The sequence below is a fragment of the Streptomyces sp. P9(2023) genome (assembly GCF_032436795.1).
Taxonomy (GTDB): Bacteria; Actinomycetota; Actinomycetes; order Streptomycetales; family Streptomycetaceae; genus Streptomyces.
This window is the reverse complement of sequence record NZ_JAUPWM010000025.1, coordinates 1-23,461: the sequence shown is the minus strand read 5'-3', so window position 1 is coordinate 23,461 and position 23,461 is coordinate 1. Positions and strand designations below refer to the sequence as shown.

Below are 23,461 nucleotides of genomic sequence, written 5' to 3'. Positions count from 1 at the left end.
GTCTTGACCTCAAGTTCGCTTGAGGTCGGAGGCTGTACGCGTCAGGCACGCGAAACAGACGTCATCGACGACTCCGGGGAGTCCACCATGCACGCGATCCGCCTCCACGCCTTCGGCCCGGCCGAGAACCTCACGTACGAGGAGGTCGCAGACCCGGCCCCCGGCCCCGGACAGGTACGGATCGCGGTCGCCGCGGCCGGGGTGCACCTCCTCGACACGGCCCTGCGCCTGGGCCAGACCGGCCCGTTCCCGGCCCCCGCCGAGCTACCCACGATCCCCGGCCGCGAGGTCGCGGGCACGGTGGACGCGCTGGGCGAGGGTACGGACGGGTCCTGGCTCGGCAAGCGGGTGGTCGCCCACCTGGGCATGGCGCCGGGCGGCTACGCGGAGCTGGCCGTCGTGGCCGCCGAGAAGCTCCACGCCCTGCCGGACCACCTCGGCGAGGCGGAGGCCGTCGCGATGATCGGCACCGGCCGCACCACGCTCGGCATCCTCCAGTTCACCGACCTGGGCCCGGACTCGATCGCGATCGTCCCGGCCGCGGCGGGCGGCATCGGCACCCTCCTCGTCCAGTACGCGAAGAACGCGGGCGCGACGGTCATCGGCCTGGCCGGCGGCCCGGGGAAGGTGGCCCTGGTGAAGGAGAACGGTGCCGACCTCGCGGTCGACTACAAGCTCCTGGACTGGCCGGACCAGGTCCGCGCGTTCCTGGGCTCGCGGACCGCCACGGTCGTCTTCGACTCGGTCGCAGGCGACACCGGCCGCGCGGCGGTCGACCTGCTCGGCAAGGGCGGCCTGCACCTGGTCTTCGGCTGGTCGAGCGCGGGCCTCCACGACGGCGAACCCCTCACCTTCACGGCGGAGGAACTCGCGGCCCGGGGCATCACCTCGGAGTCCGTCCTCGGCCCCGTGATGCTCCAGAAGGCGGGCGGCGACGTCCGTAACCTCGAACTCGCCTCCCTCGCCGCCGCCGCGGCCGGCACGCTCCGCCCGGCGGTCCACCGCTTCCCCCTCGCGGACGCCGCCGCGGCCCACCGAGCCCTGGAGACCCGGGGCACGGTCGGCAAGGTGGTCCTGGTCCCGTAACGCGATCCCGTAACGCACGGTGGCCCCGGTCCCGTGACGACGGACACGAAGCCCCCGCGCCTGGGGACGGCTGCCCCCGGCAAGGGGTTCCGGGGACAGCCGGACAGCTCGCCTCAGGCGTCGTCGCGGAGAGCCAGCCTCATGATCACGGCCCACAGTGCCTTAACTGCGAGCGCGATCGCGAACCGCGAGGCCAGTTCCTTGATCCACGACTCCTTCTCCTTTGCGGCCATCTTGCACCTCCTCCTCCGGGCGGTACGGCGGGCCGATGGCTCGCCGCCAAGGCGGCAAGGGGTTGCCGCCTTGCCCGAGTGAGTGACCGGCCCCGGCCAGACCCCTTATCTTGGCCGGGGCCGGTCCCCCTATGCGCCCGGATCGGTGAGGTGCATAGGGCCAAGGCTAACGGGTCACCTGAGGCAACTCCATTGATACGCATGCCCGTTGGGGCACACCTGACTGGCCGAAGCGGGCGGGTGAGGCGGGCGCCGCTGTACTGCCGTGACGCCCTACACGCCTGATCTACGCGGCGCCCGTCCCCAGCCTGTGGAGAGCGCCGTCCGTCAGCCGGTAGACCGTCCACTCGTCCTGGGGCCGCGCGCCCAGGGACTCGTAGAAGTCGATCGACGGAGTGTTCCAGTTCAGTACGGACCACTCCAGGCGCTCGTACCCGCGCTCCACGCAGAGCCGCGCCAGCTCCGCCAGCAGGGCCTTGCCGTGGCCGCCGCCCCGCGACAAGGGGCGGACGTACAGGTCCTCCAGGTAGATGCCGTGGACACCGCGCCAGGTCGAGAAGTTGAGGAACCAGAGGGCGAAGCCGACCGGCTCGCCCTCGGGGGACTCCGCGATGTGGGCGTAGGCCGCCGGGTGGGGGCCGAAGAGCGCCTCGTGGAGCTGTTCGGGCGTCGCGCGGGCCTCGTGCAGGGCCTTCTCGTAGTCGGCGAGTTCACGGACCATCGCGTGGATCACGGGCACGTCGGCGGGTGTGGCGGTACGAATCATGGCCACAGCCTGCACCGGGTCACGGGCCCCAGGTCAACCGTTATCGGCCGGCGCCGGCCGCCATCAGCGCCCGGGCGATCGACACCTGGTGCGGGTCGAGCGCGGGCTCGCCGTCCGACACGTCCCACAGACCGTTCTGGAGTACGCGGCCCAGCGTCCACGCCCGCGCCCGCTCGCGGTCGAGCCCCAGCCGCTCCGTCAGCAGGTCGAACCGCCATCGCGTCCCGGCCGCCGCCGCCTCCTCCTCCTGGCACAGATCGGTCAGCGCCGGAAGGAGCTCGAACCCCGGGTCCCCCGCCAGCGGCTTCGGGTCGATCGCCAGCCACGGCTCGCGCTCGGCCGCCAGGATGTTGTCGTAGTGCAGGTCCCAGTGCAGCAACCGGTCTCCCGGCTCGCCCATGACCTCCCGTACCGCCGCCGCGCAGTCCCGCAGCAGCGCCGCGTCCTCGGCACCGAGCCGGGCAGCCGCGTCCGGCGTCTCCGCCACCATCCGCGCCGCGATGTCGCCGAGCCGCCGCAGCCCCTCGGGCGCCGGCGCGGCGACCAGCCGGGCCAGCAGCTCCGCGAGGATCCGCACCGCCTCCCGGGCGTCGCCCAGGGTCGACAGATGCCGGCCCTCGTCCAGCCGCTCAAGCAGCATCGTGCCGGTCTCCGGGTCGTCCGCGAGCAGCCGTACGGCCCCGGCACCGTCCCAGATCCGCAGCGCGACCGCCTCGCCCGCGCTCTCCTCGTCGAGCAGCTGCAACTTCAGCGCCGCGTGCGTACCGTCCGCGCTCCGGACCACCGGCAGCACCAGCGACGCCACCCCGTGCATCGAAGGACCGGTCACCCGCAGCCCCCACCGATCCAGGAACTCCCGCGCCCGCGCGGGCAACGCGGCGACGAACGCCCGGCCGGCCTCCCCGTTGTACTTCGCCTGGGAAGCGGCCAGTTCAGCCGGAATCTCGATCACACGACGACGCTACACACGCGCGTGGCGGGGGCACGCGAGCAAACGCGGCCCACGCGCGCGTGGCGCGGCAGACCCGAGGGCAAACCGCGCATCCGCCACCGCGCGCAGCGCGTTCGCGGCGCGCGCCTCGCCGACGACGCTCTTCGGCCCGTCGACAACGGTCGTAAGGGGGACGGCGGATGGGGACGACGAGGCTGCGCGAACAGTCCTGCCTACGGGCATGAAAGGGTCCTTTCGGACCAGGGGACGGCAACGAAATCCGCAACGAAATCCGCAGCGAGACCCACGACGGAACCGCACCCCCGAACCTAGGCGCCACCCCCACCCCGCCCACCCCTCCGAAAGACCCGGATCCGAGGGCCCAAGGCCCCCACCCCATCCAGTACCCTCCCGCCCATGGTCAGCAGGAGCAGCAGCACCAGCAGGGTCGACACCGTCAACGGCGGCATCTCGTTCTGGTACGCGCAGGAGGGCACCCCCGCCCCGCGCGAGCCGCTGCCCGGGGACGCCACGGCCGACGTCGTCATCGTCGGCGGCGGCTACACCGGCCTGTGGACCGCGTACTACCTGAAGAAGGCCGTCCCCTTCCTCAACATCACCGTCCTGGAAGCCAAGTTCTGCGGCTACGGCGCCTCCGGCCGCAACGGCGGCTGGCTCTACAACGGCATCGCCGGCCGCGGCCGGTACGCCAAGCTGCACGGCCACGAGGCCGCCGTCCGCCTCCAGAACGCCATGAACGAGACCGTCACCGAGGTCATCGAGGTCTGCGCGGCCGAGGACATCGACGCCGACATCCACCACGGCGGCGTCCTGGAGATCGCGAACTCCCCGGCCCAACTGGCCCGCCTCAAGGCCTTCCACGCCGTCGAGATCGCGTTCGGCGAGAAGGAGCGCGAGCTGTACGGCGCCCGGGAGACGGCCGACCGGATCCGCGTCGCCGGCGCGGTCGGCTCCTCCTGGACGCCGCACGGCGCGCGCCTCCACCCGGTGAAGCTGGTCAAGGGCCTGGCCGCGGCGGTCGAGGCGCTGGGCGTCACGATCCACGAGTCGACGCCGGTCACGGAGATCACGCCGAAGCACGCGATCACGCCGTACGGCACGGTCCGCGCGCCGTACGTCCTGCGCTGCACGGAGGGCTTCACGGCCTCCCTCACGGGCCAGCGCCGCACCTGGCTCCCGATGAACTCCTCGATGATCGCGACGGAACCCCTCACCGACGCCCAGTGGGAGACGATCGGCTGGCAGGGCCGGGAAACCCTGGGCGACATGGCCCACGCGTACATGTACGCCCAGCGCACCGCGGACGGCCGCATCGCGCTCGGGGGCCGGGGCGTCCCGTACCGCTACGGCTCGAAGACCGACAACGACGGCCGTACGCAGCCCCAGACGATCGAGGCGCTGCGCGAGATCCTGGTCCGCTTCTTCCCGTCCCTCGCGGGCATCGGCATCGACCACGCCTGGTCCGGCGTCCTCGGCGTCCCCCGCGACTGGTGCGCGACGGTCACCCTGGACCGCTCCACGGGCCTGGGCTGGGCGGGCGGTTACGTAGGCTCGGGCGTAGCCACGGCGAACCTCGCGGCCCGCACCCTCCGCGACCTCATCCAGCAGGACTCGGGCCAGTCGGGCCCGACCGACCTGACGGCCCTCCCCTGGGTCAACCACAAGGTCCGCAAGTGGGAACCGGAACCCCTGCGCTGGCTCGGCGTCCAGACCATGTACGCGGCCTACCGCTCGGCCGACCGCACGGAGTCCACCACCCACACGGCCACGACGGCCCGCATCGCGACCCTGGCGGACAGACTGTCGGGCCGCTGACGAAAAGCGGGTGGCCTTCCTGCGCCTCGGTACCGGCGACTGCTGGACCCTTCGCCTCGCTTGCGGCGCACGCCCGTGGTGCGATGAAACAGGGGGTCGGGAAGGAGAGAGCGATGATCCCACCGCCAGGGGAGCGCAAGAGTGGCACGGGCCCTGTGTCGGTCCGCCCGCTGCGTGAGGCGGACCTGGACCGGGCCGACGAGGTCTTCAGGGTCGCCTTCGGGACGTTCCTCGGGGCTCCCGAGCCGAAGACGTTCTTCGGGACCGCCGACTACGTCCGTACCCGCTGGGCGGCCGATCCACAGGCGGCCTTCGCAGCGACGGTCGAGGGCGAACTCGTCGCATCGAACTTCGCCGTCAACTGGGGCAGCGTCGGGTACTTCGGCCCGCTGACCGTACGTCCGGACCTGTGGGACCAGGGCGTCGGCCGGCGCCTCATGGAGCCGGTCATGGACTGCTTCGAGACCTGGGAGAACCGACACCTGGGCCTCTTCACGTTCGCGGACAGTCCCAAGCACCTTGAGCTCTACCGCCGGTACGGTTTCTGGCCCCGATTCCTCACAGCCATCATGAAGAAGCAGGTCGCAGGCAGTGCCGCGGTCCCCGGCCGAGTACTGTACGGCGAGCTTCCCGCCGCCGAGCGGCATGACGCCCTGAGCCTCTGTCGCACACTGACCGGGGCCGTGTACGAGGGCCTCAGCCTGGAACGCGAGATCGTGGCCGCGCACGCGCAGGGACTCGGTGACACCATCCTGCTCCAGGGGGCCGGCTCAGAGCTCGACGGCCTGGCCGTCTGCCACTGCGGAGCCGGGTCGGAGGCCGGAGAAGACGTGTGCTTCGTCAAATTCGGCGCCGTGCGTCCTGGCCCGGAGGCGGCCGACCGGTTCGAACGACTGCTCACCGCGTGCGAGCGGCTCGCCGCCGAGCGCGGCCTGGGGCAACTGGACGCCGGAATGAACCTGGCCCGCCAGGATGCCTACCGGCGAATGGTCGACCGCGGTTTCCGCACCTGGTTGCAGGGCGTGGCCATGCACAGGCCCAACGAACCCGGCTACAGCCACCCCGACGCCTACGTGATCGACGACTGGCGCTGAGACCCCGCCACACTCGGCCCGCGAGGAAGGCCCGGCGCCGCCCGAACCCGTGAACGCGTCGGCGCCGACGCGCAGACACCTCCCGCACCACTGTCGAAGTGCTGTCCCTTCTCATGGACTCCTCCTCGCGGCCTTCACCACGCTCCGGTTCGGTGAGCCGACGTCGCTCCGCCGCCGGGACCTCGACCTGACCCGCTCCGTGGCCCTGGTCCGCCGTGCCCAGTCCGAGCTGCAGAACGGCACGCCGGCCGGCAAGGCGCCGAAGTCCACCGCCGGCGTCCGGCCGGTCGCCCTCCCTGCCGAACTCGTCCCCGAGCTCGCTCACCACCGGGACGACCGGACCGCCGCTCGCACCACCGCCGGCGTCTCCGATGACGTGCACTTCCACGACCTCCGCCACACCGGGAACACCCTGGCGCGTCCAGCGCCGGGCTAGTACGCGCGAGCTGATGACACGGGCCAGGAGAGCGATCCCCCGCCTCCTGGCACATAGGTGGCACGGCCGTGATCATGCCGAAGGGCCAGCCTCGGGGAAATGCCCCCGTGTGCCGGCCCTTCGTCTGGAGCCCCCTGTCGGGTTCGAACCGACGACCCCCGCTTTACAAGAGCGGTGCTCTGGCCAGCTGAGCTAAGGAGGCAGCTAGTGCAGTGTAGCCAAACACGCGCCCCGCCACGGTCGGGAATCTCACCGGGCCCGGACTGCTGACAGATCACGTCCCGGCAGGTAGCGTCGCCTCCAGTTCACTCAGGTGGACTAGACCTCAATCCTTCCTTTACTCGGATCGTCCGGCACGTTCCTGCCGGTGAAGGGACAACGCCACCATGGCTTCTGTCACGTTCGACAAGGCGACCCGGCTCTACCCGGGTTCCGACAAGCCCGCCGTCGACCAGCTCGAGATCGAGATCGAGGACGGCGAGTTCCTCGTCCTCGTCGGGCCGTCCGGCTGCGGCAAGTCGACCTCCCTGCGCATGCTCGCCGGTCTGGAGGACGTCAACGGCGGCTCCATCCGCATCGGGGACCGCGACGTCACGCACCTGCCGCCGAAGGACCGGGACATCGCCATGGTGTTCCAGAACTACGCGCTCTACCCGCACATGACCGTCGCCGACAACATGGGCTTCGCCCTGAAGATCGCCGGCGTCAACAAGGCCGAGATCCGCGCCAAGGTCGAAGAGGCCGCGAAGATCCTCGACCTCACCCCGTACCTCGACCGCAAGCCCAAGGCGCTCTCCGGCGGTCAGCGGCAGCGTGTCGCCATGGGTCGTGCCATCGTGCGTGAGCCGCAGGTCTTCCTCATGGACGAGCCGCTGTCGAACCTCGACGCCAAGCTCCGGGTGTCCACCCGTACGCAGATCGCCAGCCTCCAGCGGCGGCTCGGCATCACCACCGTGTACGTCACCCACGACCAGGTCGAGGCCCTCACCATGGGCGACCGCGTCGCCGTCCTCAAGGACGGGCTGCTCCAGCAGGTCGACTCGCCGCGCAACATGTACGACCGCCCCGCCAACCTCTTCGTCGCCGGCTTCATCGGCTCCCCGGCCATGAACCTGGTCGAGGTCCCGATCACCGACGGCGGCGTGAAGTTCGGCAACAGCGTCGTGCCCGTCTCCCGCGATGCGCTCTCCGCCGCCGCCGACAAGGGCGACACGACCGTCACGGTCGGCATCCGCCCCGAGCACTTCGACGTCTCGGGCGCCACCAGCAAGGAGGGCCTGGCCGTCTCCGTGAACGTCGTCGAGGAGCTCGGCGCCGACGGTTACGTCTACGGCTCCGCCCGCGTCGGCAGCGAGGACAAGGACCTGGTCGTCCGCGTCGGCGGCCGCGCCGTCCCGGAGAAGGGCTCCACGCTCCACGTCGTGCCCCGCCCGGACGAGCTGCACGTCTTCTCCACCTCCACCGGCGAGCGGCTCACCGGCTGAGCCGACGGCCGACACCCCTACCACTGCCGAACGGCCCCGCATCTCTTGCAGATGCGGGGCCGTTCGTCTATGTCGACAAATACCCCGGCATAGCTACCAATTCAGACACCATCGTCAACACGGGAATCGAAAAGCCGCCTCGAACCATCCCCCGCGAGAGTGACTAAATGTCGCCATATCATCACCGGCCGCTACGCTCGCCTGCGTGACGCACACTGCCCGCCGAATCGGCCGCTCTCTCGCCCTCGTCCTGCCCGTCGTCCTGGTGCTCTCCGGGACGCTCGCGGTGTCCACCGTCCCGTGGGCCGGCCAGGGCTCCGACACCAAGATGCTCACCGCATCCGCGGAGGACGTCTCCGTCCCCGCCAAGTCCCGCGCCCCGCAGGATATTCTCCGTGACCGGCTCCTCGCAGAGCTTCAGGAGAAGGACCCCGGCACGGCGTTGACGCGCCTCCAGCGCGAGGTCGAGAACAGCCCGTCCCTCGCCAAGCACTGCATGTCCATCGCCCGCGCCCTCGGCAAGGCCGCCGTCCGCCACTACGGCCCCACCCGCGCCCAGTCCTTCTCCCGCCCGGTCTGCGACACCTCGTTCGCGACCGGCGTCATGTACGCGAGCTGAGTCCCTGGCCCCATCGCGATCGCGACGCCGAACGGCTCGACACCGAGAAGCCGGCTCACCAGGTGCGCATATCGTTCCCGGTATGGATACCTTCCCGACGCAGGCCGTGGTCCTGGCAGGCGGCCAGGGCTCGCGCCTGCGCCCGTACACCGACGACCGCCCCAAGCCGATGGTCGAGATCCCCGGCACCGGGACCCCGATCATCGGCCATCAGCTGTCCTGGCTCGCCGCCGAGGGCGTGACGGACGCCGTCGTGTCCTGCGGCCATCTCGCCGAGGTGCTCCAGGACTGGCTCGCCTCCGCCGATCTTCCGCTGCGCGTGAAGACCGTCGTCGAGCCGGAGCCGCTCGGCCGCGGCGGCGGCCTCAAGTACGCCGCCGCGCACCTGCCCGAGCCCGCGCAGCCCTGGTACGCCACCAACGGCGACATCTGGACCCGCTTCTCCCTGCGTGAGATGGCCGCCTTCCACGCCGAACGCGACGCCACCGCCACCCTCGCCCTCGCCCGCCCCCGCATCCCCTGGGGCGCCGTCGAGACCGACACCTTCGGGCACATCACCGACTTCATCGAGTCGCCGCCGTCGCCGTTCCTCATCAACGCGGGCGTGTACGTCTTCTCCGCCGCGTTCACCGAGCTCCTCCCCGACCTCGGCGACCACGAGCGCACCACCTTCCCCCGGCTCGCCAGGGAGCGCCGCCTCGCGGGCTTCCCGCTGCCCCAGGGGGCCTACTGGCGGGCGATCGACACCGCCAAGGACCTCACCGAGGCCGCGAAGGAGCTGGCCGCTCAGAGGGCCTGAGAACCTTCCGCACGTACGTCAAGGGCGGCACCGCCTCTTCGCGGTGCCGCCCTTCTCCGTTCCGTACCCCCGTGAGCGCCTCAGCCCAGCAGGCCGCCGATCGGGTTCCTGTTCCCGCCGCCCGTCGGCGAGCCGCCGTCCGTCGGCTGGCCCGTGCCGGTGCCGCCGCCACCGCCGTTCGAACCGCCCGAGCTCGTCGGCCCGGAGCTGGTCGACGGCGGGGCCGCCGGACGCGACTGGGTCGGCGTGCGCGTGCCGCTGCCCTGTGTCGCCGTCGGCCGGCTCTCCCCGATCCGGCCCGTCTCCCGTACGGTCTCGCTCGGCGTGGCCGTCTCGTCGTCCTCGCGCTCACCGTTCGCGCCGGACGTCGCCGACGGCTTCGGCCGTGTCGACGTGGACTGGGACGGGGTGCGCTCGCCGGGCTCCTGCGTGAGGCCCCGGCCGGGCAGGCGGTTGATCGGGTCGTCGTTCGGGCCGGGCACGGTGACCATCTCCGTCGACCGCACCGCCCCGCCGAGCACCGAGCCGATGAGCAGCGTGAGACCGACGACGACCGAGGCGACGAGCGCCCCGCGACGCAGGACGCGGCGGCGCAGGTCCCACAGCTCCGAGCGCGGGCCGAGGGTGCGCCAGGCCTCGCCGGCGAGCCGGCCGTCGATCGAGTACACCGGCGCGCCCGCGATGATCAGCGGGGACCAGGCGGCGAGGAAGATGATGTCGGCGGAGTCGTAGACCGGGACGGTCCGCCAGCTGACGGTCAGGAGCAGCGCGGCCGACAGCAGGGCGCCGATGACGGCGGCGACCCGCTGCCAGAGGCCCAGGACGGTGAGCACGCCGACCACGACCTGGAGGAAGGCGACGGTCAGGCCGGCGCCGACCGGGTGCTGGAGGGCGAAGTCCCGGAGCGGTTCGGCCAGCGCCCAGGGGTGCAGCGAGTTGAGCCACTTGACCATGGAGCCGCGCTCGCCGCCGTCGAAGTAGACGGGGTCGCAGAGCTTGCCCATGCCCGCGTAGATGGAGATGAAGCCGAGGAAGACGCGGAGCGGGAGGAGGACGACGCCGAGGTTCATCCGGCGCCCGGGGTAGTAGGCGTGCCGGACCGGGTCGGCGCCGTGGCGCTGCGAGCGGCCGCCGTACGCGTCGCCGTCGGGGCCGAATCCGTCCGCGTCCGGACCGCCGTCCCCGCCCCCGTCCCCGTACGACCCCTCGTACGAGTTCGCGTAGGGCTGGTCGAAGGCTCCCTCGGCGCGCCGCATCGGGGGCAGCAGCGGCGGCTCGGCGGCGACGACCGGGGTCTCCATGGTGTCGTCGATGCGCGGGATGGCCTGCGTGGCGCCCGGGTCGAGGTGGCCGGGCGGCTCCAGGGTGGAGACGGAGGACTCGCGCACGGCCTGGAGCAGCCCGGTCGCTCCGGGGGAGGACTTCCCGGTCCACACGACGGGGCGGCGGCGCCCGGCGGTCCCGCCCGCCGCTGCTGCCGCGGCTCCCGCTCCGGCGAGGGCCTGGCCGCGAGAGGCGGCGGCGAACTTCGGCTGCTGCGCCGGCGCGAGCCGCACACGGAAGCTGGCGTGGTTCACGATGACCTGCGCGGGATCGGAATCCACTTTGAGCATGCTCAGCGCGGGCTGATCGTCGATCCCCGGCCGGGGCGTTCTGGTGTCCACACTCATCTAACCGAGTGACGCGGGGTTAGGACACTGCCTTGACGGGCCTTGAATGTCCGAGACCCGTCAAGATCGCGCCATCTGTGCCGTTACGCGGGATGGGGTACGCGAAAGGCCCAGCTCAGCGAGCTGGGCCTGTCCCGTCCGGCGTGCGGCGAGGTCAGTTCGAGCGGCGGCGGGCGACCTCGTAGAGGACGATGCCCGCGGCGACACCGGCGTTCAGCGACTCGGCGCCACCGGGCATCGAGATGCGGACGCGGTAGTCGCAGGTCTCGCCGACCAGGCGGCCCAGACCCTTGCCCTCGCTGCCGATGACGATGACGACCGGGCCGTCGAGCGCCTCCAGGTCCTCGACCGTGTGCTCGCCGTCGGCGGCGAGGCCGACGACCGTGAGGCCCTCCTTCTGGAAGCCCTCCAGCGCGCGGGTGAGGTTGGTGACGCGGGAGACCGGCGTACGGGCGGCGGTGCCGGCCGAGGACTTCCAGGCGCCCGCGGTCATCCCGGCGGCGCGGCGCTCGGGGACGACCACGCCGTGCCCGCCGAAGGCGGAGACGGAGCGGACGATCGCGCCGAGGTTACGGGGGTCGGTCACGCCGTCGAGGGCGACGATCAGCGGGTCCTCGTGGGCGTCGTAGGCGGCCGCCGTGAGGTCCTCGGGGTGCGCGTACTCGTACGGCGGGACCTGGAGGACGAGGCCCTGGTGGTTCAGGCCGTTCGTCATCCGGTCCAGCTCCTGGCGCGGGGCCTCCATCAGGTTGATGTTGCCGCGGTCGCCGGCGAGCTTGAGCACGTCGCGGACGCGCTCGTCGTTGTCGATGAACTGCTGGACGTACAGCGTGGTCGCGGGAACGCCGTCGCGCAGCGCCTCGAAGACCGGGTTACGGCCGACGACCATCTCCGAGGTGCCCTTGGGGCCGCCTCGGCGCGGGGCGGGGCGCCGGGTGGCGGCCTGCCTCGCCTGGGCGTTGGCGACGCGGTTCTTCTTGTGACCCTTGCGGGCGGAGGCGGGCGGCGTGGGGCCCTTGCCTTCGAGGCCCTTGCGCCGCTGGCCACCGCTGCCGATCGTCGCGCCCTTCTTGTTGGACGTACGGCGGTTCCTGCGCTGGCTGTTCCCGGCCATGACTACCTAATCCTCGGTGTTGCGTACATAGGTCTGTAAGTGAAGTGTGCCGCTCGGCTCCCCGAGGGGCACATCATCAGCGGTTGCCCAGCGTCCAGCGGGGACCGTCGGGGTTGTCCTCGATGGCGAGGCCGGACTGCGCGAGCTGGTCGCGGATCGCGTCCGCGGTCGCCCAGTCCTTGCGGGCCCGGGCCGACTCGCGCTGCTGGAGCACCATGCGTACGAGCGTGTCGACGACGCCGTGGAGCTCCTCGCCCCGGTCGGTCTCCTCGGCCCAGTGCGGGTCGATCGGGTCCAGGCCGAGGACGCCGAGCATGGCCCGGACCTCGGCCAGTCGGGCGATGGCCTCGTCCTTGTCGTCGGCGGCGAGTGCGCTGTTGCCCTGGCGGACGGTGGTGTGGATGATCGCGAGCGCCTGCGGGACGCCCAGGTCGTCGTCCATCGCCTCGGCGAAGGCGGGCGGCACCTCGGGGGCGGGCGGAACGGTCTTGCCCGCCTTCTCGGTGACGCGCTGGACGAAGCCCTCGATCCGCGCGAACGCGGCCTCGGCCTCGCGCAGGGATTCCTCGCTGTACTCGATCATCGAGCGGTAGTGCGGGGTGCCCAGGTAGTAGCGCAGGACGATGGGGCGCCAGTTCTTGACCATCTCGGAGACGAGCACCGAGTTGCCGAGCGACTTCGACATCTTCTCGCCGCTCATGGTGACCCAGGCGTTGTGCACCCAGTACGAGGCGAAGTCGTCGCCGTACGCCTTGGCCTGGGCGATCTCGTTCTCGTGGTGCGGGAAGATCAGGTCGAGGCCGCCGCCGTGGATGTCGAAGGCGGAGCCCAGGTACTTGTGGGCCATCGCCGAGCACTCCAGGTGCCAGCCGGGCCGGCCGCGGCCCCACGGCGTCTCCCAGTCGGGCTCGCCGGGCTTGGCCGCCTTCCACATGGCGAAGTCGCGCGGGTCGCGCTTGCCGGTGATGCCGTCCTCGGTGGGCTGGCGGAGGTCGTCGACGTCCTGGTTGGAGAGCTGGAGATAGCCGGGGTACGAGCGCACGTCGAAGTAGACGCTGCCGTCGGCCTCGTAGGCGTGGCCGCGCTCGATGAGGCCGCGCATCATCTCGACCATCTCGGTGACATGGCCGGTGGCGCGGGGCTCGTAGGTGGGCGGCAGGCAACCGAGGGCGTCGTAGCCCGAGTTGAACGCGCGCTCGTTCTCGTAGCCGATGGACCACCAGGGGCGGCCCTGGTCGGCGGCCTTGGTGATGATCTTGTCGTCGATGTCGGTGACGTTGCGGACGAACGTGACGTCGTAGCCGCGGTACTCGAACCAGCGGCGCATGATGTCGAAGTTCAGCCCCGACCGGATGTGCCCGATGTGCGGGGCGGCCTGGACGGTGGCGCCACAGAGGTAGATCGAGACGGCGCCCGCTGTGAGCGGGACGAAATCACGGATCTGCCGGGCGCTGGTGTCGTACAGGCGAATAGTCACCACTCCAGGGTAGTGGGCGTGTGATAGTGCCCCGCGACCGATGAGGGGTCGCGGGGCAAGTTGTTGTCTTGCACCCGCGGGGGCGGTGCCCGTTCCGGACCGTCCGCGTGGGCCGGGGCCCCGCCCGTCAGGCAGTCCGGTACACCAAGGCGGTCGCGATCGCGGCGAGCCCCTCCGCGCGCCCCGTGAGCCCGAGCCCGTCCGTCGTCGTGCCCGACACGGAGACCGGTGCTCCGGCCGCCGCGCTCAGCGCCTTCTGCGCCTCGTCGCGGCGCTTGCCGACCTTGGGGCGGACACCGATGACCTGGACGGCGACGTTGCCGATCTCGTACCCCTCGGCGCGGACGATCCGGGCGGCCTCCGCCAGCAGGGTGACGCCGGACGCGCCGGACCACTCGGGGCGGGAGGTGCCGAAGTGGGCGCCGAGGTCGCCGACGCCGGCGGCGGAGAAGAGCGCGTCGCAGGCGGCGTGGGCGGCGACGTCACCGTCGGAGTGCCCGGCGAGCCCGTACCCGTCGTTCTCGGGGCCGTCCCACAGCAGCCCCGCGCACCACAGTTCACGCCCCTTCTCAAAGGCGTGCACATCGGTGCCGATGCCCGTACGGGGGATCAGGGGGAGCTCAGAAGCCATCGTTGGCCCTCCGGCGGGCGAGTACGGCCTCGGCGAGTACGAGGTCGAGGGGGCGGGTCACCTTGAACGCCTCCTCGTGGCCGGGGACGACCACGACCGGCGCGCCGAGCCGCTCGACCATGCCCGCGTCGTCGGTGGCGCCGTCACCGGTGAGGGCGACGGTCGCGTGCGCGTTGACGAGGGTCTCGTAGTCGAAGCCCTGGGGCGTCTGGACGGCGCGCAGCCGGGACCGCTCGGGCGTGGCGACGACGCTCTCGGGGTCGCCCTTCTGCTCCGCGGGCTCGACCTCCTTGACCGTGTCGGCCACCGGCAGGGCGGGGACGACGGCGACGGCCCCGTCCCGGACCGCCTCGACGACCGCGTCGACGGTGTCGACGGGGACGAGCGGGCGGGCCGCGTCGTGGACGAGGACGGTGGTGACGCCCTCGGGGAGCGCCGCGAGGCCCAGGCGTACGGATTCCTGGCGGGTGTCGCCGCCGGGAACGACGAGGTAGTCGGTCCGCTCGGGCAGCGCGTGGTCGTCGAGGAGGCTCTTGACCTCGGCGGCGCCGTCGGCGGGAGCGACCACGACGACGAGGGAGACGGCGCGGGAGGCCGCCATCGCCCGGACGGCGTGGATGAGCATGGGGGTGCCGTTCAGCGCGCGGAGCGCCTTGGGGGCGCCCGGGCCGAGCCGTACGCCCCGGCCCGCCGCGGGAATCACCGCGGCGGTCCGCATGGGACGCGTTTCGTCTGTCATCGGTTGCACTCCGGCAGGTTTGTTTCCTCGGCCGACATGGGTATGGCCTGAGCGTGCTGGGCGCTCCGCCTTGACCGGGCCCTTTCCGTGACGACGGTCGGGGCGTGGCGTGTGGCACACGGTCCGTGGGACGCGAGGGGGCGGGGATACGGGAGTTTCGTGGACGGACGCGTCACGAGACGGACGTCACCCGTGGCGCACGCATCTCATGGGACGTGCTTCATGAGATGAAGCGCTCGGGATCAAGCGCTCGGGACGCAGCGCATGGAACGAAACATGCCGCAGCGCCCGGCGACAGCACTGTGTGGGGCACAGCACGCCAACGGGCACCGCGGCATCGCTTCATTCAGGACGCGAGGACCTCGTCGAGGAGAGCCTCGGCCTTGTCCTCGTTCGTGTTCTCCGCGAGAGCCAGCTCGCTCACCAGGATCTGCCGAGCCTTGGCGAGCATGCGCTTCTCACCTGCGGAGAGTCCGCGCTCGCGCTCCCGGCGCCAGAGGTCGCGGACTACTTCGGCAACCTTGATGACATCGCCGGAGGCGAGCTTCTCGAGGTTCGCCTTGTAGCGACGGGACCAGTTCGTGGGCTCCTCGGCGTACGGCGCGCGCAGCACCTCGAAGACCCGGTCAAGCCCGTCCTGACCAACTACATCGCGAACACCGACGAACTCCGCATTGTCCGCCGGCACACGAACCGTCAGGTCGCCCTGGGCGACCTTGAGCACCAAGTAGGTCTTGTCCACGCCTTTGATCTGGCGAGTTTCGATGGCCTCGATCAGCGCGGCCCCGTGATGGGGATAGACCACGGTGTCGCCAACCTTGAACGTCATGTGACAGGTACCCCTTCCGTGGCTATCCAGGGTAACACGGATACGGCTTCTTCTGAATGGCGTTTTCGCAGGTCAGGGCATATCTCGGGGCTTGACAACAGCGACGCGGACGTGCTGCGGAGGGCTTCCGGGAGGCGGTATTCGCAGGTCGGAGCGGCTCCGTGGGCGGAGAGAAACGCGCGCGTCACACCTGCCCGGCGTGCTCCAGAGGGGGCGTGATGCCCCGTTTTGCCAGGTTCAGAGTGACCATCTTGGCATACTCCGTTCGAGGATCGGTCACTCGTGCGGATGCATCCCGGACCGATTCCCGAATTGATCACCCGACGGTGTGAAGTGGGTTTTTCCGTGGGGCGGGCTTGGGAATGCGCGGACGGCCGTCGAATTGATCAAGTCGGTTATGTGAACGGAGCCTCAATGCGACGTGTTCCAGCCATGGTGATGCCGGTTGGGGACGGGCCTGGGCGTCGGTCGCGGAGGTCTGTCGGGGCGGGTCCGTCGGGGGGCGGTCGGGGCGGGTGTGGTGCGTGGTGGGTTCGTGGCGGGTGCGCGAAGGGGCGGGTCGGGTGCGGGACGGAGAGGGTGGCTCGGTAACCTAAGCGCGCTGACACACCTTTAGCTCGTCCTTAGCCGGTTGGTCCCGAGCACGACTCCAGCCGGTCGCCCATGCCCGTCCGTTCGTCCTAGGAGATGCCGCCGCCGTGAGCCGCAGCCTTCGACGCGGCGCCCTCGCCGCCACCGCCCTCGTGATCTCGATCGCCTCGCTGTCCGCCTGTGGGGCGGGCAATGACGCTCAGACGCTCGGCGTGCGGCCGGACAACGCCGCCGTCACGGTGGAAGACGTCAAGATCCAGAACGCGCTCGTGATCACCCAGCCGACCGCCGGTGCGGCGGGTCCGGCCGTGGTCTCCGCGACGGTGTTCAACAACGGCAGCTCGCCGCAGACGCTCGACTCGATCACGCTGGGCGGCTCCGCCGCGCCGGTGAAGCTCAAGGCCGCCACGGGTGCGGGGCCGATCACCGTCCCCGCGGGCGGCTCGGTCGTCATCGGCGGCAAGGGCAATGCCTCCGCCACGATCGAGAACGGCCACGAGGCCGTGCAGGACGGCGGGGTCCAGGAGCTCGTCTTCAAGCTGAGCCGGACGGGTGACGTGGCCCTCCAGGCCTTCGTCGTCCCGGCGAGCAACTACTTCAAGGACTTCGGCCCGACCGAGATCCCGCAGCCCCCGGCCGCGAAGCCGACGGCTACGGCGACGCCGACGGGCGAGGCCGGCCGCGGCACGGAGGCCGGCACCGGCTCCACGGCCACCCCGACGGGCCCCGCGACGCCGACCGGCACCGCGACCCCGACGGGCGGCGCGAGCCAGGCGGCCGGTAACTGACCGTACGTAGAAGGGGCGCCCCACCGGAGTGATCCGGTGGGGTGCCCCTTTCACGTACGCACGGGCACGGCTCGCGGTTTACGGCTCGAGCCCGATCCCGCGTGCGCACCTCGCGCGGCTCGGCCCCAGGGGGCCTCCCAGGCTTCGGCACGCTGTGCCGGCCTCCGACCGGCCGTGCCGGGCTCGGGCCGGTTCACGGCTCGCGGTTTACGGCTCGAACTTGTAGCCCAGGCCGCGGACCGTCACCAGGTAGCGCGGGGCGCCCGGGTCCGGCTCGATCTTGGCGCGGAGGCGCTTGACGTGGACGTCGAGGGTCTTGGTGTCGCCCACGTAGTCCGCGCCCCAGACGCGGTCGATCAGCTGCATGCGGGTCAGTACGCGGCCCGCGTTGCGCAGCAGCATCTCCAGGAGGTCGAACTCCTTCAGCGGGAGGTCGACCTTGCCGCCGGAGACCGTGACGACGTGGCGGTCCACGTCCATCCGGACCGGGCCGGCCTCCAGGGCGGCCGGGGTGACCTCCTCCGGCTCACCGCGGCGGCGCAGGACCGCGCGGATGCGGGCCACGAGCTCACGCGAGGAGAAGGGCTTCGTCACGTAGTCGTCGGCTCCTATTTCCAGCCCGACGACCTTGTCGATCTCGCTGTCCTTGGCGGTCACCATGATGACCGGGACGTTCGAGCGGCCGCGCAGCTGGCGGCACACCTCGGTGCCGGGCAGGCCCGGCAGCATCAGGTCGAGGAGGACGAGGTCCGCCCCGTTGCGCTCGAACTCGTCGAGGCCGTCGGGCCCGGTCGCGGCGACCGCGACCTCGAAGCCTTCCTTGCGAAGCATGTACGACAGGGCGTCGCTGAAGGATTCCTCATCCTCGACGACAAGCACTCGGGTCACGGAAGGACCTCCGGGGCAGGGAGCGGTTCGGTCATGAGATCGGGGGTGGGCGAGGCGGCGGGGCGGCGGTCCCGTACGGCGCCCGCCTCGGGCAGCCGCAGGGTGAAGGTGGAGCCCTGGCCTTCGGTGCTCCAGACCGTGACCTCCCCGCCGTGCGAGGCGGCCACGTGCTTGACGATGGCCAGGCCGAGCCCCGTACCTCCGGTGGCTCGGGAGCGGGCCGGGTCGACGCGATAGAAGCGCTCGAACACCCGTTCGCGATCCTTCTCGGAGATGCCGATGCCCTGGTCGGTCACCGCTATCTCGATCAGGTCTCCGCCGGGGGCCGCCACGCGGCGGGCGGCGATGCCCACCCGCGTACGGGCCGGTGAGTAGTTGACGGCGTTCTCGACGAGGTTACCGAGGGCCGCGGCGAGCTGGCCGCGACTGCCCCAGACGTGCAGGTCGGCGGTGCCGCCGGAGGCCATGGTGATCTGCTTGGTGGAGGCCGCGTGCCGCGAGCGGTCGATGGCCTCGGCGACCAGTTCGTCCACCCGTACCGGCTCGGAGTCCTCCAGCGGGTCGTCGTTCTGCACCCGGGAGAGGTCGATGAGCTCCTGTACGAGATTGGTCAGGCGGGTCGCCTCTATCTGCATGCGGCCGGCGAAGCGGGTGACCGCCTCGGGGTCGTCCGAGGCGTCCATGACGGCCTCGGAGAGCAGCGAGAGCGCACCTGTCGGAGTCTTGAGCTCATGACTCACATTGGCGACGAAGTCCCTTCGTACCGCTTCGATACGGCGGGCCTCGGTCAGGTCCTCGACCAGGAGCAGCACCAGGCGGGAGCCGAGCGGGGCCACCCGGGCGGAGACCGCGAGGGCCTCGCCGCGTCCCGTGCCGCGCCGGGGCAGGTCGAGCTCGACCTGGCGTATCTCCCCGTCGCGACGGGTGTCGCGGGCCATGTTGAGCATGGGCTCGACGGCCAGCTTCCCGCCGCGGACCAGACCGAGGGCGTACGCCGCCGAGCTGGCCTTGACCACGGAGTCGCTCTCGTCGAGCACGACCGCGGAGGAGCGCAGCACGGAGAGCACGGTGTCGACACCGGGTGGGAGCACGGCGTCGGTGTGCAGGGAGCTCCGGGTGGGTCGCGCCTGGTCGCGCTCGCTCCAGCGGAACGCCAGCATGGCGATCACGCCGGTGCACACCCCGGCGATCGCTGCCAATGCGGCAACCGCCGCGTTCACGTCCATGCCCTCAAGGTTATGCGGCCGGACAGACACTCTCCCAGCCGTCCGAGTGGCTGCTCGAACAGTCGTCGCCCAGAGTTCACCGTGGGGACCGGGTTGGTTCATTTGAAACGGACGGAACGAGGCTGGACGAAGGGGTAGGTCGCCCAGAGTTCACCGGGGTGAAAGGGCTCATTCACTTGAGGTGGAGACACCGGACGCGTACGAGGCCGAACGTGGGAGCGTGGGGGTCCGAGCACCACGGGGATCCCGGACATCTGTGAGAGAGGGACATCGATGCGCGACGCGTACCACGAGGAACTTGACTCGATCGGCGAGGGCCTGGTCGAGATGGCCCGCCTGGTCGGGTCCGCGATCGGGCGCGCCACGACGGCCATGCTCGACGCCGACCTGAAGCTCGCGGAGAGCGTGATCGCCGCGGACCAGAAGGTCGACGACCTGCAGCACGACCTGGAGGCCCGGGCGATAGCGCTGCTGGCCCGCCAGCAGCCGGTGGCGACGGACCTGCGGATCGTGGTCACCTCGCTGCGGATGAGCGCCGACCTGGAGCGCTCCGGCGACCTGGCGCAGCACGTGGCGAAGCTGGCGCGGCTGCGGTTCCCGGACACGGCGGTCCCGCGCGACCTGCACGCGACGATCCTGGAGATGGGTCAGCTGGCGCAGCGCCTGATGGCGAAGGCGGCGGAGGTCATCATCACGAAGGACGTCGACCTGGCGCTCCAGCTGGAGCAGGACGACGACGAGATGGACCTGCTGCACCGGACGCTGTTCCAGCACCTGATGGACGACCGCTGGAAGCACGGCATCGAGACGGCCGTCGACGTGACGCTGCTCGGCCGCTACTACGAGCGGTTCGCGGACCACGCGGTGTCGGTGGCGAAGCGTGTCGTGTACCTGGTGACGGGTGAGTACGCGGACGAGCTCCAGCAGACGGACGCGCCGGTCGAGGGCGCGTAGCGCTCGGCGCCGGCCGAGCCGGGCGGCATTCGCACTCCCGTGCGCCGTTGATGCGCCCGCGGGGCTGGGCATGCAATGGGGAGAGGCGACGTACGCCTCCGAGGAGGGACCCATGGCCGTTTCCGCCACCACCGAGCCCCAGCAGGCGATCCCGCGCGACGCGGTGTTCCTGCCCGTTCTCCGTCTCAGCGGCTGCTCATGCGGTCCGGGCTGCAGCTGCGGCTGCCAGTCCGGCGGGCCGTGCCAGTGCGGGGGCTGCTCCTGAGCGACGGGTCGACGCGTGGGCCCCGCCCGGGGTGAACCCGGGCGGGGCCGCGCGCCGTTTCGGTCCGTGACCGGGCCTCACACGTCGAGGACGCCGACGGTCTGCCGGCCGGTGGTCTCCCCGGTCGTACGGAAGCCGAGGCCGAGGTAGAAGCCGCCGGGCCCGGTCTCGCCCGGCTGCCAGGACACGTACATCGGTCCGCCGTCGCCCCGCCGCCGTATCTCCTCGCGTACGGCCTCGACGGCGAACCGCCCGTACCCCTTGCCCTGGTGTCCGGCCGCGATGTTGAGCCGCCAGAGCCCGCTCCGGCGGTCGTCGGGGTCCTTCTCGGGGTCCCACTGGAGGTCCAGGAAGGCCATCAGGAACCCGACGGGCTCGTCGCCGTCCAGGATGAGCCGGGGCCACGCGTTCTCCCCGAAGGCGTACGCCTCCGCGAGCGAGTGCGCGACGGGGGAGACGTTCTTCTCCTGGTCGGGGCGGACGCGCAGGGCGATCGCGGCGTCGACGTTGGCGGGGGTGATCTGCTCCAGACGGAGCGAGGTAGTCATGGCCCCGAGGCTATCGATGCCCCGACGACCGGCCGGCTACAGGTAAGGGCGGGTGATCAGCTCGAACGCGTGACCGGCGGGGTCCTTGAAGTACACGCCCCGGCCGCCGTGGTCGTGGTTGATCTCGCCCGGGCGCCGCATCTGCGGGTCGGCCCAGTGCTCGACGGAGCCGTCGCACAGCCGCTGGTACGCGCGGTCGAAGAGCTCGTCGTCGACGAGGAACGCGTAGTGCTGCATCTGGATCTCGACGGGCGGCGCGGCGAACTGGATCAGGACGCCGTCGGAGAGCTGGACGTTGACGAACGGACCCCAGGACGGGGCCTCGGGGAGTTCCAGCAGCTCGCGGAAGAAGCGGGCGGACTCGTTGCTGTCCTTGGCCGCGATGATGGTGTGGTTGAAGCTGACTGCCATGGGTGGGTGACCTCGCTGTTGGTTCGACACGGGTGAAGGGGCTTGCCTCTGGGGTGCGGAAACGCCCAGGGAGGCCCACGTGCCGAACTCAGGGGCTGCCGTACGCGCCCCTGCTGCGGGATCAGCCTTCCACCGGCTGACCCATCCGTGTGTGGCGAAGAGTCGCCGATCCGGTGATCACATTGGGGACCCTACGCGGTGCCCCATCCGGTCGCAACGGGTTTACGTCCTCCACGAGTTCGGGGTGAGACACCGCCTCACCAAGAAGCCCCACCCCCGCCGGACACCGGTTGGGGAGGGGCTTCCATGCGTCAGAACTACGCGCTTCTCACGCGACGTTGTTGAACTTCGAGCCCTCGCCCGCGTACAGCGGCGTCGACTGACGGCCACTGAACGGCGCGGTGGTGGAGCCCGTCGAACGGTAGAGGTACGTGCCGCCCACTCCGTACGCGATCAGGTCCGGGCGCCCGTCGTTGTCGACGTCACCGGCGCCGACGAGCTGGCTGTAGGCACCCCAGCCGCCGCCGACCCGCACGCGGGCGGAGAAGTTGCCGCGGCCGTTGCCCTGGTACAGCCAGAGCACGCCGTCCGTGTCGCGGGCGACCAGGTCCCCGGCGGCCGTACCGGCGATGTTCCCGACGGCGGTGAGCTGGTTGAAGACACCCCAGCCGGCACCGACGCGGGCGCGGGAGGCGAAGGGAGCGGCGACGGAGCCGGTGCCCTTGTAGAACCACAGCACCCCGGCGGTGTCCGTGGCGAGGAGGTCGGTGCGGCCGTCGCCGTCGAGGTCCGAGCCGCCGGTGAGCTTGTTGTAGACCCCCCAGCCGCCGCCGACGCGGGCGCGGGAGGAGAAGTTGCCGTCGCCCTTGCCGAGGTAGTGCCGGAGCACGCCCGAGCCGTCGAGGGCGACCAGGTCGCCGGCCTGGCTGCCCGCGAGGTCGCCGACGGCCTCGATCTGCTTGTACGTCTGCCAGCCCGAGCCGATCCGGGTGCGCTGGGCGGGCGTGGCCTGGCCGTTCACCGGCCGGTCCCGGAGGTCGTCGCGCCACAGCACGCCGGCCGCGTCCCGGGCGAGGACATCCGTGGAGCCGTTGTTCGTGTAGTCGTGCGGGTTGACCGAGCGGACCACGTTCATGAGCCAGCCCTGGTAGACCGGCTCGCCGGTGCCGTCGAGCAGCTTCGCCTCGGCCTCCACCCCGTACGAGCCGTTGGGCGCGTCCACTCCGTCGATGGTGCCGTCCCAGGTGAAGGAGAAGCGGGTGCCTTCGGCGGGGGCCTGCACGCGCGTGTGGAACGTCTGGTCCGTGGCGGTGTGGGTGAGCGTGACGTCCAGGTAGGCCTCGCGGTGCGACAGGGTCCATCCCAGCGTCACCTCGCCGCCGGTCTGGTCGAGGTTCACCGTGTCGGGGACGTGGGTCTGCTCGATCTTCAGGTCGACCAGCCGGCCCTCGTCGGCCACCTTGGTGACCGAGCCCGAGCCGGAGCCCGCGTCGGCGGCGAAGGCGGCCGGGGCGGTGGCCAGCGTGCCGGCGCCGAGGGCGGTGACGGCGAGAACGGCCGTGACGGCCAGAGCGGGACGGTTACCGGTGGAGCGGAACTGCAAAGTGAACCCCCACGAGAAGATCGGACACGGACGTGCCGCGCCCGATCAGACTCGTGATCGGGTCGAGTGGTTGTACGGGAGTTACGGGAGTTACGGGAGTTCCAGGCATCGGTGCTCAGTTGACCCGCGCACCGCCCACGCACGGCCAACGGAAACGGACAAGGCCCCCAACCGGCGGAGAAACCGCAGGTGGGGGCCTTGATCACGCAAGAAGTTACTTCTTGCCCTGGTTCTTGCTCCGGCCTGGGGCTCTGTCTGGCTGATGCCCTCTGACCTGCGGCTCAGCCGTCATCGGTTGTCACCGTTGGCCGCCCTCGATCGCCCTCCCACGGCCCAGAGACGGCCCGAGGACCCTGCTGGTTGGACCCTAGTGTCCTGAGTCTTAAGTTCCCATAGAGTTGGACGTATGACGCGTCCGGGACCGAAGCTTGCGCCGCTGGATC

At 71.1% G+C, this 23,461-nt stretch carries 23 protein-coding genes and 1 tRNA gene; 10 read left to right on the top strand and 14 right to left on the bottom strand.

Annotated elements, in window-relative coordinates:
* The first annotated feature begins 87 nt into the window (after positions 1–87).
* Complete coding sequence (locus tag Q5762_RS26000) at positions 88–1,086, top strand: zinc-binding dehydrogenase (RefSeq protein WP_315894664.1); 999 nt, start codon at positions 88–90, stop codon at positions 1,084–1,086.
* Between the two features lie 519 nt (positions 1,087–1,605).
* On the opposite strand, the gene Q5762_RS25995 is transcribed toward Q5762_RS26000, so the two are convergent.
* Complete coding sequence (locus Q5762_RS25995; RefSeq protein WP_315894663.1) at positions 1,606–2,085, bottom strand: GNAT family N-acetyltransferase; 480 nt, start codon at positions 2,083–2,085, stop codon at positions 1,606–1,608.
* 40 nt (positions 2,086–2,125) lie between these two features.
* On the bottom strand, positions 2,126–3,037 hold the full coding sequence (locus Q5762_RS25990) for an aminoglycoside phosphotransferase family protein (RefSeq protein WP_315894662.1): 912 nt from the start codon (positions 3,035–3,037) through the stop codon (positions 2,126–2,128).
* Positions 3,038–3,433: 396 nt separating this feature from the next.
* Here Q5762_RS25990 and Q5762_RS25985 point away from each other — a divergent pair, with 396 nt between their 5' ends.
* From Q5762_RS25985 to Q5762_RS25975, 3 genes are all read left to right on the top strand, one after another.
* Positions 3,434–4,852, top strand: coding sequence for an FAD-dependent oxidoreductase (locus tag Q5762_RS25985; protein WP_315894661.1), 1,419 nt, complete (start codon positions 3,434–3,436; stop codon positions 4,850–4,852).
* A gap of 113 nt (positions 4,853–4,965) precedes the next feature.
* Positions 4,966–5,946 (top strand): GNAT family N-acetyltransferase, encoded by a 981-nt coding sequence (locus Q5762_RS25980; RefSeq protein WP_315894660.1) that lies wholly within the window; start codon positions 4,966–4,968, stop codon positions 5,944–5,946.
* 49 nt (positions 5,947–5,995) lie between these two features.
* The gene (locus Q5762_RS25975; RefSeq protein ID WP_315894659.1) at positions 5,996–6,382 is read left to right on the top strand and encodes a hypothetical protein; all 387 of its coding nucleotides are present in this window, start codon (positions 5,996–5,998) and stop codon (positions 6,380–6,382) included.
* Positions 6,383–6,507: 125 nt separating this feature from the next.
* Here Q5762_RS25975 and Q5762_RS25970 read toward each other — a convergent pair.
* Positions 6,508–6,584: transfer RNA gene (locus tag Q5762_RS25970), tRNA-Thr, on the bottom strand.
* A gap of 184 nt (positions 6,585–6,768) precedes the next feature.
* Here Q5762_RS25970 and Q5762_RS25965 point away from each other — a divergent pair.
* From Q5762_RS25965 to Q5762_RS25955, 3 genes are all read left to right on the top strand, one after another.
* On the top strand, positions 6,769–7,866 hold the full coding sequence (locus Q5762_RS25965; RefSeq protein WP_315894658.1) for a sn-glycerol-3-phosphate ABC transporter ATP-binding protein UgpC: 1,098 nt from the start codon (positions 6,769–6,771) through the stop codon (positions 7,864–7,866).
* 205 nt (positions 7,867–8,071) lie between these two features.
* A complete protein-coding gene (locus tag Q5762_RS25960) occupies positions 8,072–8,485 on the top strand; it encodes a hypothetical protein (RefSeq protein ID WP_315894657.1) in 414 nt (137 codons plus the stop codon).
* A gap of 82 nt (positions 8,486–8,567) precedes the next feature.
* Entirely contained in the window at positions 8,568–9,284 is a 717-nt protein-coding gene (locus Q5762_RS25955; RefSeq protein WP_315894656.1) for a nucleotidyltransferase family protein, read from the top strand.
* A gap of 80 nt (positions 9,285–9,364) precedes the next feature.
* Here the strand turns inward: Q5762_RS25955 and Q5762_RS25950 are convergent, their stop codons facing one another.
* From Q5762_RS25950 to Q5762_RS25925, 6 genes are all read right to left on the bottom strand, one after another.
* Positions 9,365–10,954: a DoxX family membrane protein gene (locus tag Q5762_RS25950; protein WP_315894655.1), complete on the bottom strand. Its 1,590-nt coding sequence runs from the start codon at positions 10,952–10,954 to the stop codon at positions 9,365–9,367.
* Between the two features lie 154 nt (positions 10,955–11,108).
* Positions 11,109–12,068 carry a 23S rRNA (guanosine(2251)-2'-O)-methyltransferase RlmB gene (rlmB, locus tag Q5762_RS25945; RefSeq protein ID WP_315894654.1) on the bottom strand — a complete coding sequence of 320 codons (960 nt, stop codon included), beginning with the start codon at positions 12,066–12,068 and terminating at the stop codon, positions 11,109–11,111.
* 76 nt (positions 12,069–12,144) lie between these two features.
* Entirely contained in the window at positions 12,145–13,545 is a 1,401-nt protein-coding gene (gene cysS, locus Q5762_RS25940; protein ID WP_315894653.1) for a cysteine--tRNA ligase, read from the bottom strand.
* 127 nt (positions 13,546–13,672) lie between these two features.
* Entirely contained in the window at positions 13,673–14,176 is a 504-nt protein-coding gene (gene ispF / locus Q5762_RS25935) for a 2-C-methyl-D-erythritol 2,4-cyclodiphosphate synthase (protein WP_315894652.1), read from the bottom strand.
* Positions 14,166–14,915, bottom strand: coding sequence for a 2-C-methyl-D-erythritol 4-phosphate cytidylyltransferase (ispD, locus tag Q5762_RS25930; RefSeq protein WP_315894651.1), 750 nt, complete (start codon positions 14,913–14,915; stop codon positions 14,166–14,168). Before ispD ends, ispF begins: the two co-directional genes overlap by 11 nt.
* 346 nt (positions 14,916–15,261) lie before the next feature.
* Complete coding sequence (locus Q5762_RS25925) at positions 15,262–15,744, bottom strand: CarD family transcriptional regulator (protein WP_003953493.1); 483 nt, start codon at positions 15,742–15,744, stop codon at positions 15,262–15,264.
* A 698-nt stretch (positions 15,745–16,442) separates the two neighbouring features.
* Between Q5762_RS25925 and Q5762_RS25920 the strand changes: the two genes are divergently transcribed.
* Positions 16,443–17,123 carry a DUF461 domain-containing protein gene (locus Q5762_RS25920; RefSeq protein ID WP_315894650.1) on the top strand — a complete coding sequence of 227 codons (681 nt, stop codon included), beginning with the start codon at positions 16,443–16,445 and terminating at the stop codon, positions 17,121–17,123.
* A 207-nt stretch (positions 17,124–17,330) separates the two neighbouring features.
* Here Q5762_RS25920 and Q5762_RS25915 read toward each other — a convergent pair whose 3' ends face one another.
* Both Q5762_RS25915 and Q5762_RS25910 read right to left on the bottom strand, forming a co-directional pair.
* On the bottom strand, positions 17,331–18,011 hold the full coding sequence (locus tag Q5762_RS25915; protein ID WP_017242433.1) for a response regulator transcription factor: 681 nt from the start codon (positions 18,009–18,011) through the stop codon (positions 17,331–17,333).
* Complete coding sequence (locus tag Q5762_RS25910; RefSeq protein ID WP_315894649.1) at positions 18,008–19,237, bottom strand: ATP-binding protein; 1,230 nt, start codon at positions 19,235–19,237, stop codon at positions 18,008–18,010. The genes Q5762_RS25915 and Q5762_RS25910 overlap by 4 nt, the downstream gene beginning before the upstream one ends.
* Before the next feature lie 273 nt (positions 19,238–19,510).
* On the opposite strand from Q5762_RS25910, the gene phoU reads away from it, so the two are divergent.
* Both phoU and Q5762_RS25900 read left to right on the top strand, forming a co-directional pair.
* Positions 19,511–20,191 carry a phosphate signaling complex protein PhoU gene (gene phoU, locus Q5762_RS25905; protein WP_315894648.1) on the top strand — a complete coding sequence of 227 codons (681 nt, stop codon included), beginning with the start codon at positions 19,511–19,513 and terminating at the stop codon, positions 20,189–20,191.
* A 112-nt stretch (positions 20,192–20,303) separates the two neighbouring features.
* Positions 20,304–20,456, top strand: coding sequence for a hypothetical protein (locus tag Q5762_RS25900; RefSeq protein WP_315894647.1), 153 nt, complete (start codon positions 20,304–20,306; stop codon positions 20,454–20,456).
* Positions 20,457–20,533: 77 nt separating this feature from the next.
* Here the strand turns inward: Q5762_RS25900 and Q5762_RS25895 are convergent, their stop codons facing one another.
* The 3 genes from Q5762_RS25895 to Q5762_RS25885 form a co-directional block, all read right to left on the bottom strand.
* Positions 20,534–21,004 (bottom strand): GNAT family N-acetyltransferase, encoded by a 471-nt coding sequence (locus tag Q5762_RS25895; RefSeq protein ID WP_315894646.1) that lies wholly within the window; start codon positions 21,002–21,004, stop codon positions 20,534–20,536.
* 36 nt (positions 21,005–21,040) lie between these two features.
* Complete coding sequence (locus tag Q5762_RS25890) at positions 21,041–21,415, bottom strand: VOC family protein (RefSeq protein WP_315894645.1); 375 nt, start codon at positions 21,413–21,415, stop codon at positions 21,041–21,043.
* 328 nt (positions 21,416–21,743) lie between these two features.
* A complete protein-coding gene (locus Q5762_RS25885) occupies positions 21,744–23,018 on the bottom strand; it encodes a VCBS repeat-containing protein (RefSeq protein ID WP_315894644.1) in 1,275 nt (424 codons plus the stop codon).
* Positions 23,019–23,461 lie beyond the last annotated feature (443 nt).

Excerpts from the sequence above, each read along its gene's own strand:
- Q5762_RS26000 (WP_315894664.1), top strand. The coding sequence starts at position 88 with ATGCACGCGATCCGCCTCCACGCCTTCGGCCCGGCCGAGAACCTCACG.
- Q5762_RS25995 (WP_315894663.1), bottom strand. The coding sequence starts at position 2,085 with ATGATTCGTACCGCCACACCCGCCGACGTGCCCGTGATCCACGCGATG.
- Q5762_RS25985 (WP_315894661.1), top strand. The coding sequence starts at position 3,434 with ATGGTCAGCAGGAGCAGCAGCACCAGCAGGGTCGACACCGTCAACGGC.
- Q5762_RS25980 (WP_315894660.1), top strand. The coding sequence starts at position 4,966 with ATGATCCCACCGCCAGGGGAGCGCAAGAGTGGCACGGGCCCTGTGTCG.
- Q5762_RS25965 (WP_315894658.1), top strand. The coding sequence starts at position 6,769 with ATGGCTTCTGTCACGTTCGACAAGGCGACCCGGCTCTACCCGGGTTCC.
- Q5762_RS25955 (WP_315894656.1), top strand. The coding sequence starts at position 8,568 with ATGGATACCTTCCCGACGCAGGCCGTGGTCCTGGCAGGCGGCCAGGGC.
- Q5762_RS25950 (WP_315894655.1), bottom strand. The coding sequence starts at position 10,954 with ATGAGTGTGGACACCAGAACGCCCCGGCCGGGGATCGACGATCAGCCC.
- rlmB (WP_315894654.1), bottom strand. The coding sequence starts at position 12,068 with ATGGCCGGGAACAGCCAGCGCAGGAACCGCCGTACGTCCAACAAGAAG.
- ispF (WP_315894652.1), bottom strand. The coding sequence starts at position 14,176 with ATGGCTTCTGAGCTCCCCCTGATCCCCCGTACGGGCATCGGCACCGAT.
- ispD (WP_315894651.1), bottom strand. The coding sequence starts at position 14,915 with ATGACAGACGAAACGCGTCCCATGCGGACCGCCGCGGTGATTCCCGCG.
- Q5762_RS25925 (WP_003953493.1), bottom strand. The coding sequence starts at position 15,744 with ATGACGTTCAAGGTTGGCGACACCGTGGTCTATCCCCATCACGGGGCC.
- Q5762_RS25910 (WP_315894649.1), bottom strand. The coding sequence starts at position 19,237 with ATGGACGTGAACGCGGCGGTTGCCGCATTGGCAGCGATCGCCGGGGTG.
- phoU (WP_315894648.1), top strand. The coding sequence starts at position 19,511 with ATGCGCGACGCGTACCACGAGGAACTTGACTCGATCGGCGAGGGCCTG.
- Q5762_RS25900 (WP_315894647.1), top strand. The coding sequence starts at position 20,304 with ATGGCCGTTTCCGCCACCACCGAGCCCCAGCAGGCGATCCCGCGCGAC.
- Q5762_RS25895 (WP_315894646.1), bottom strand. The coding sequence starts at position 21,004 with ATGACTACCTCGCTCCGTCTGGAGCAGATCACCCCCGCCAACGTCGAC.
- Q5762_RS25890 (WP_315894645.1), bottom strand. The coding sequence starts at position 21,415 with ATGGCAGTCAGCTTCAACCACACCATCATCGCGGCCAAGGACAGCAAC.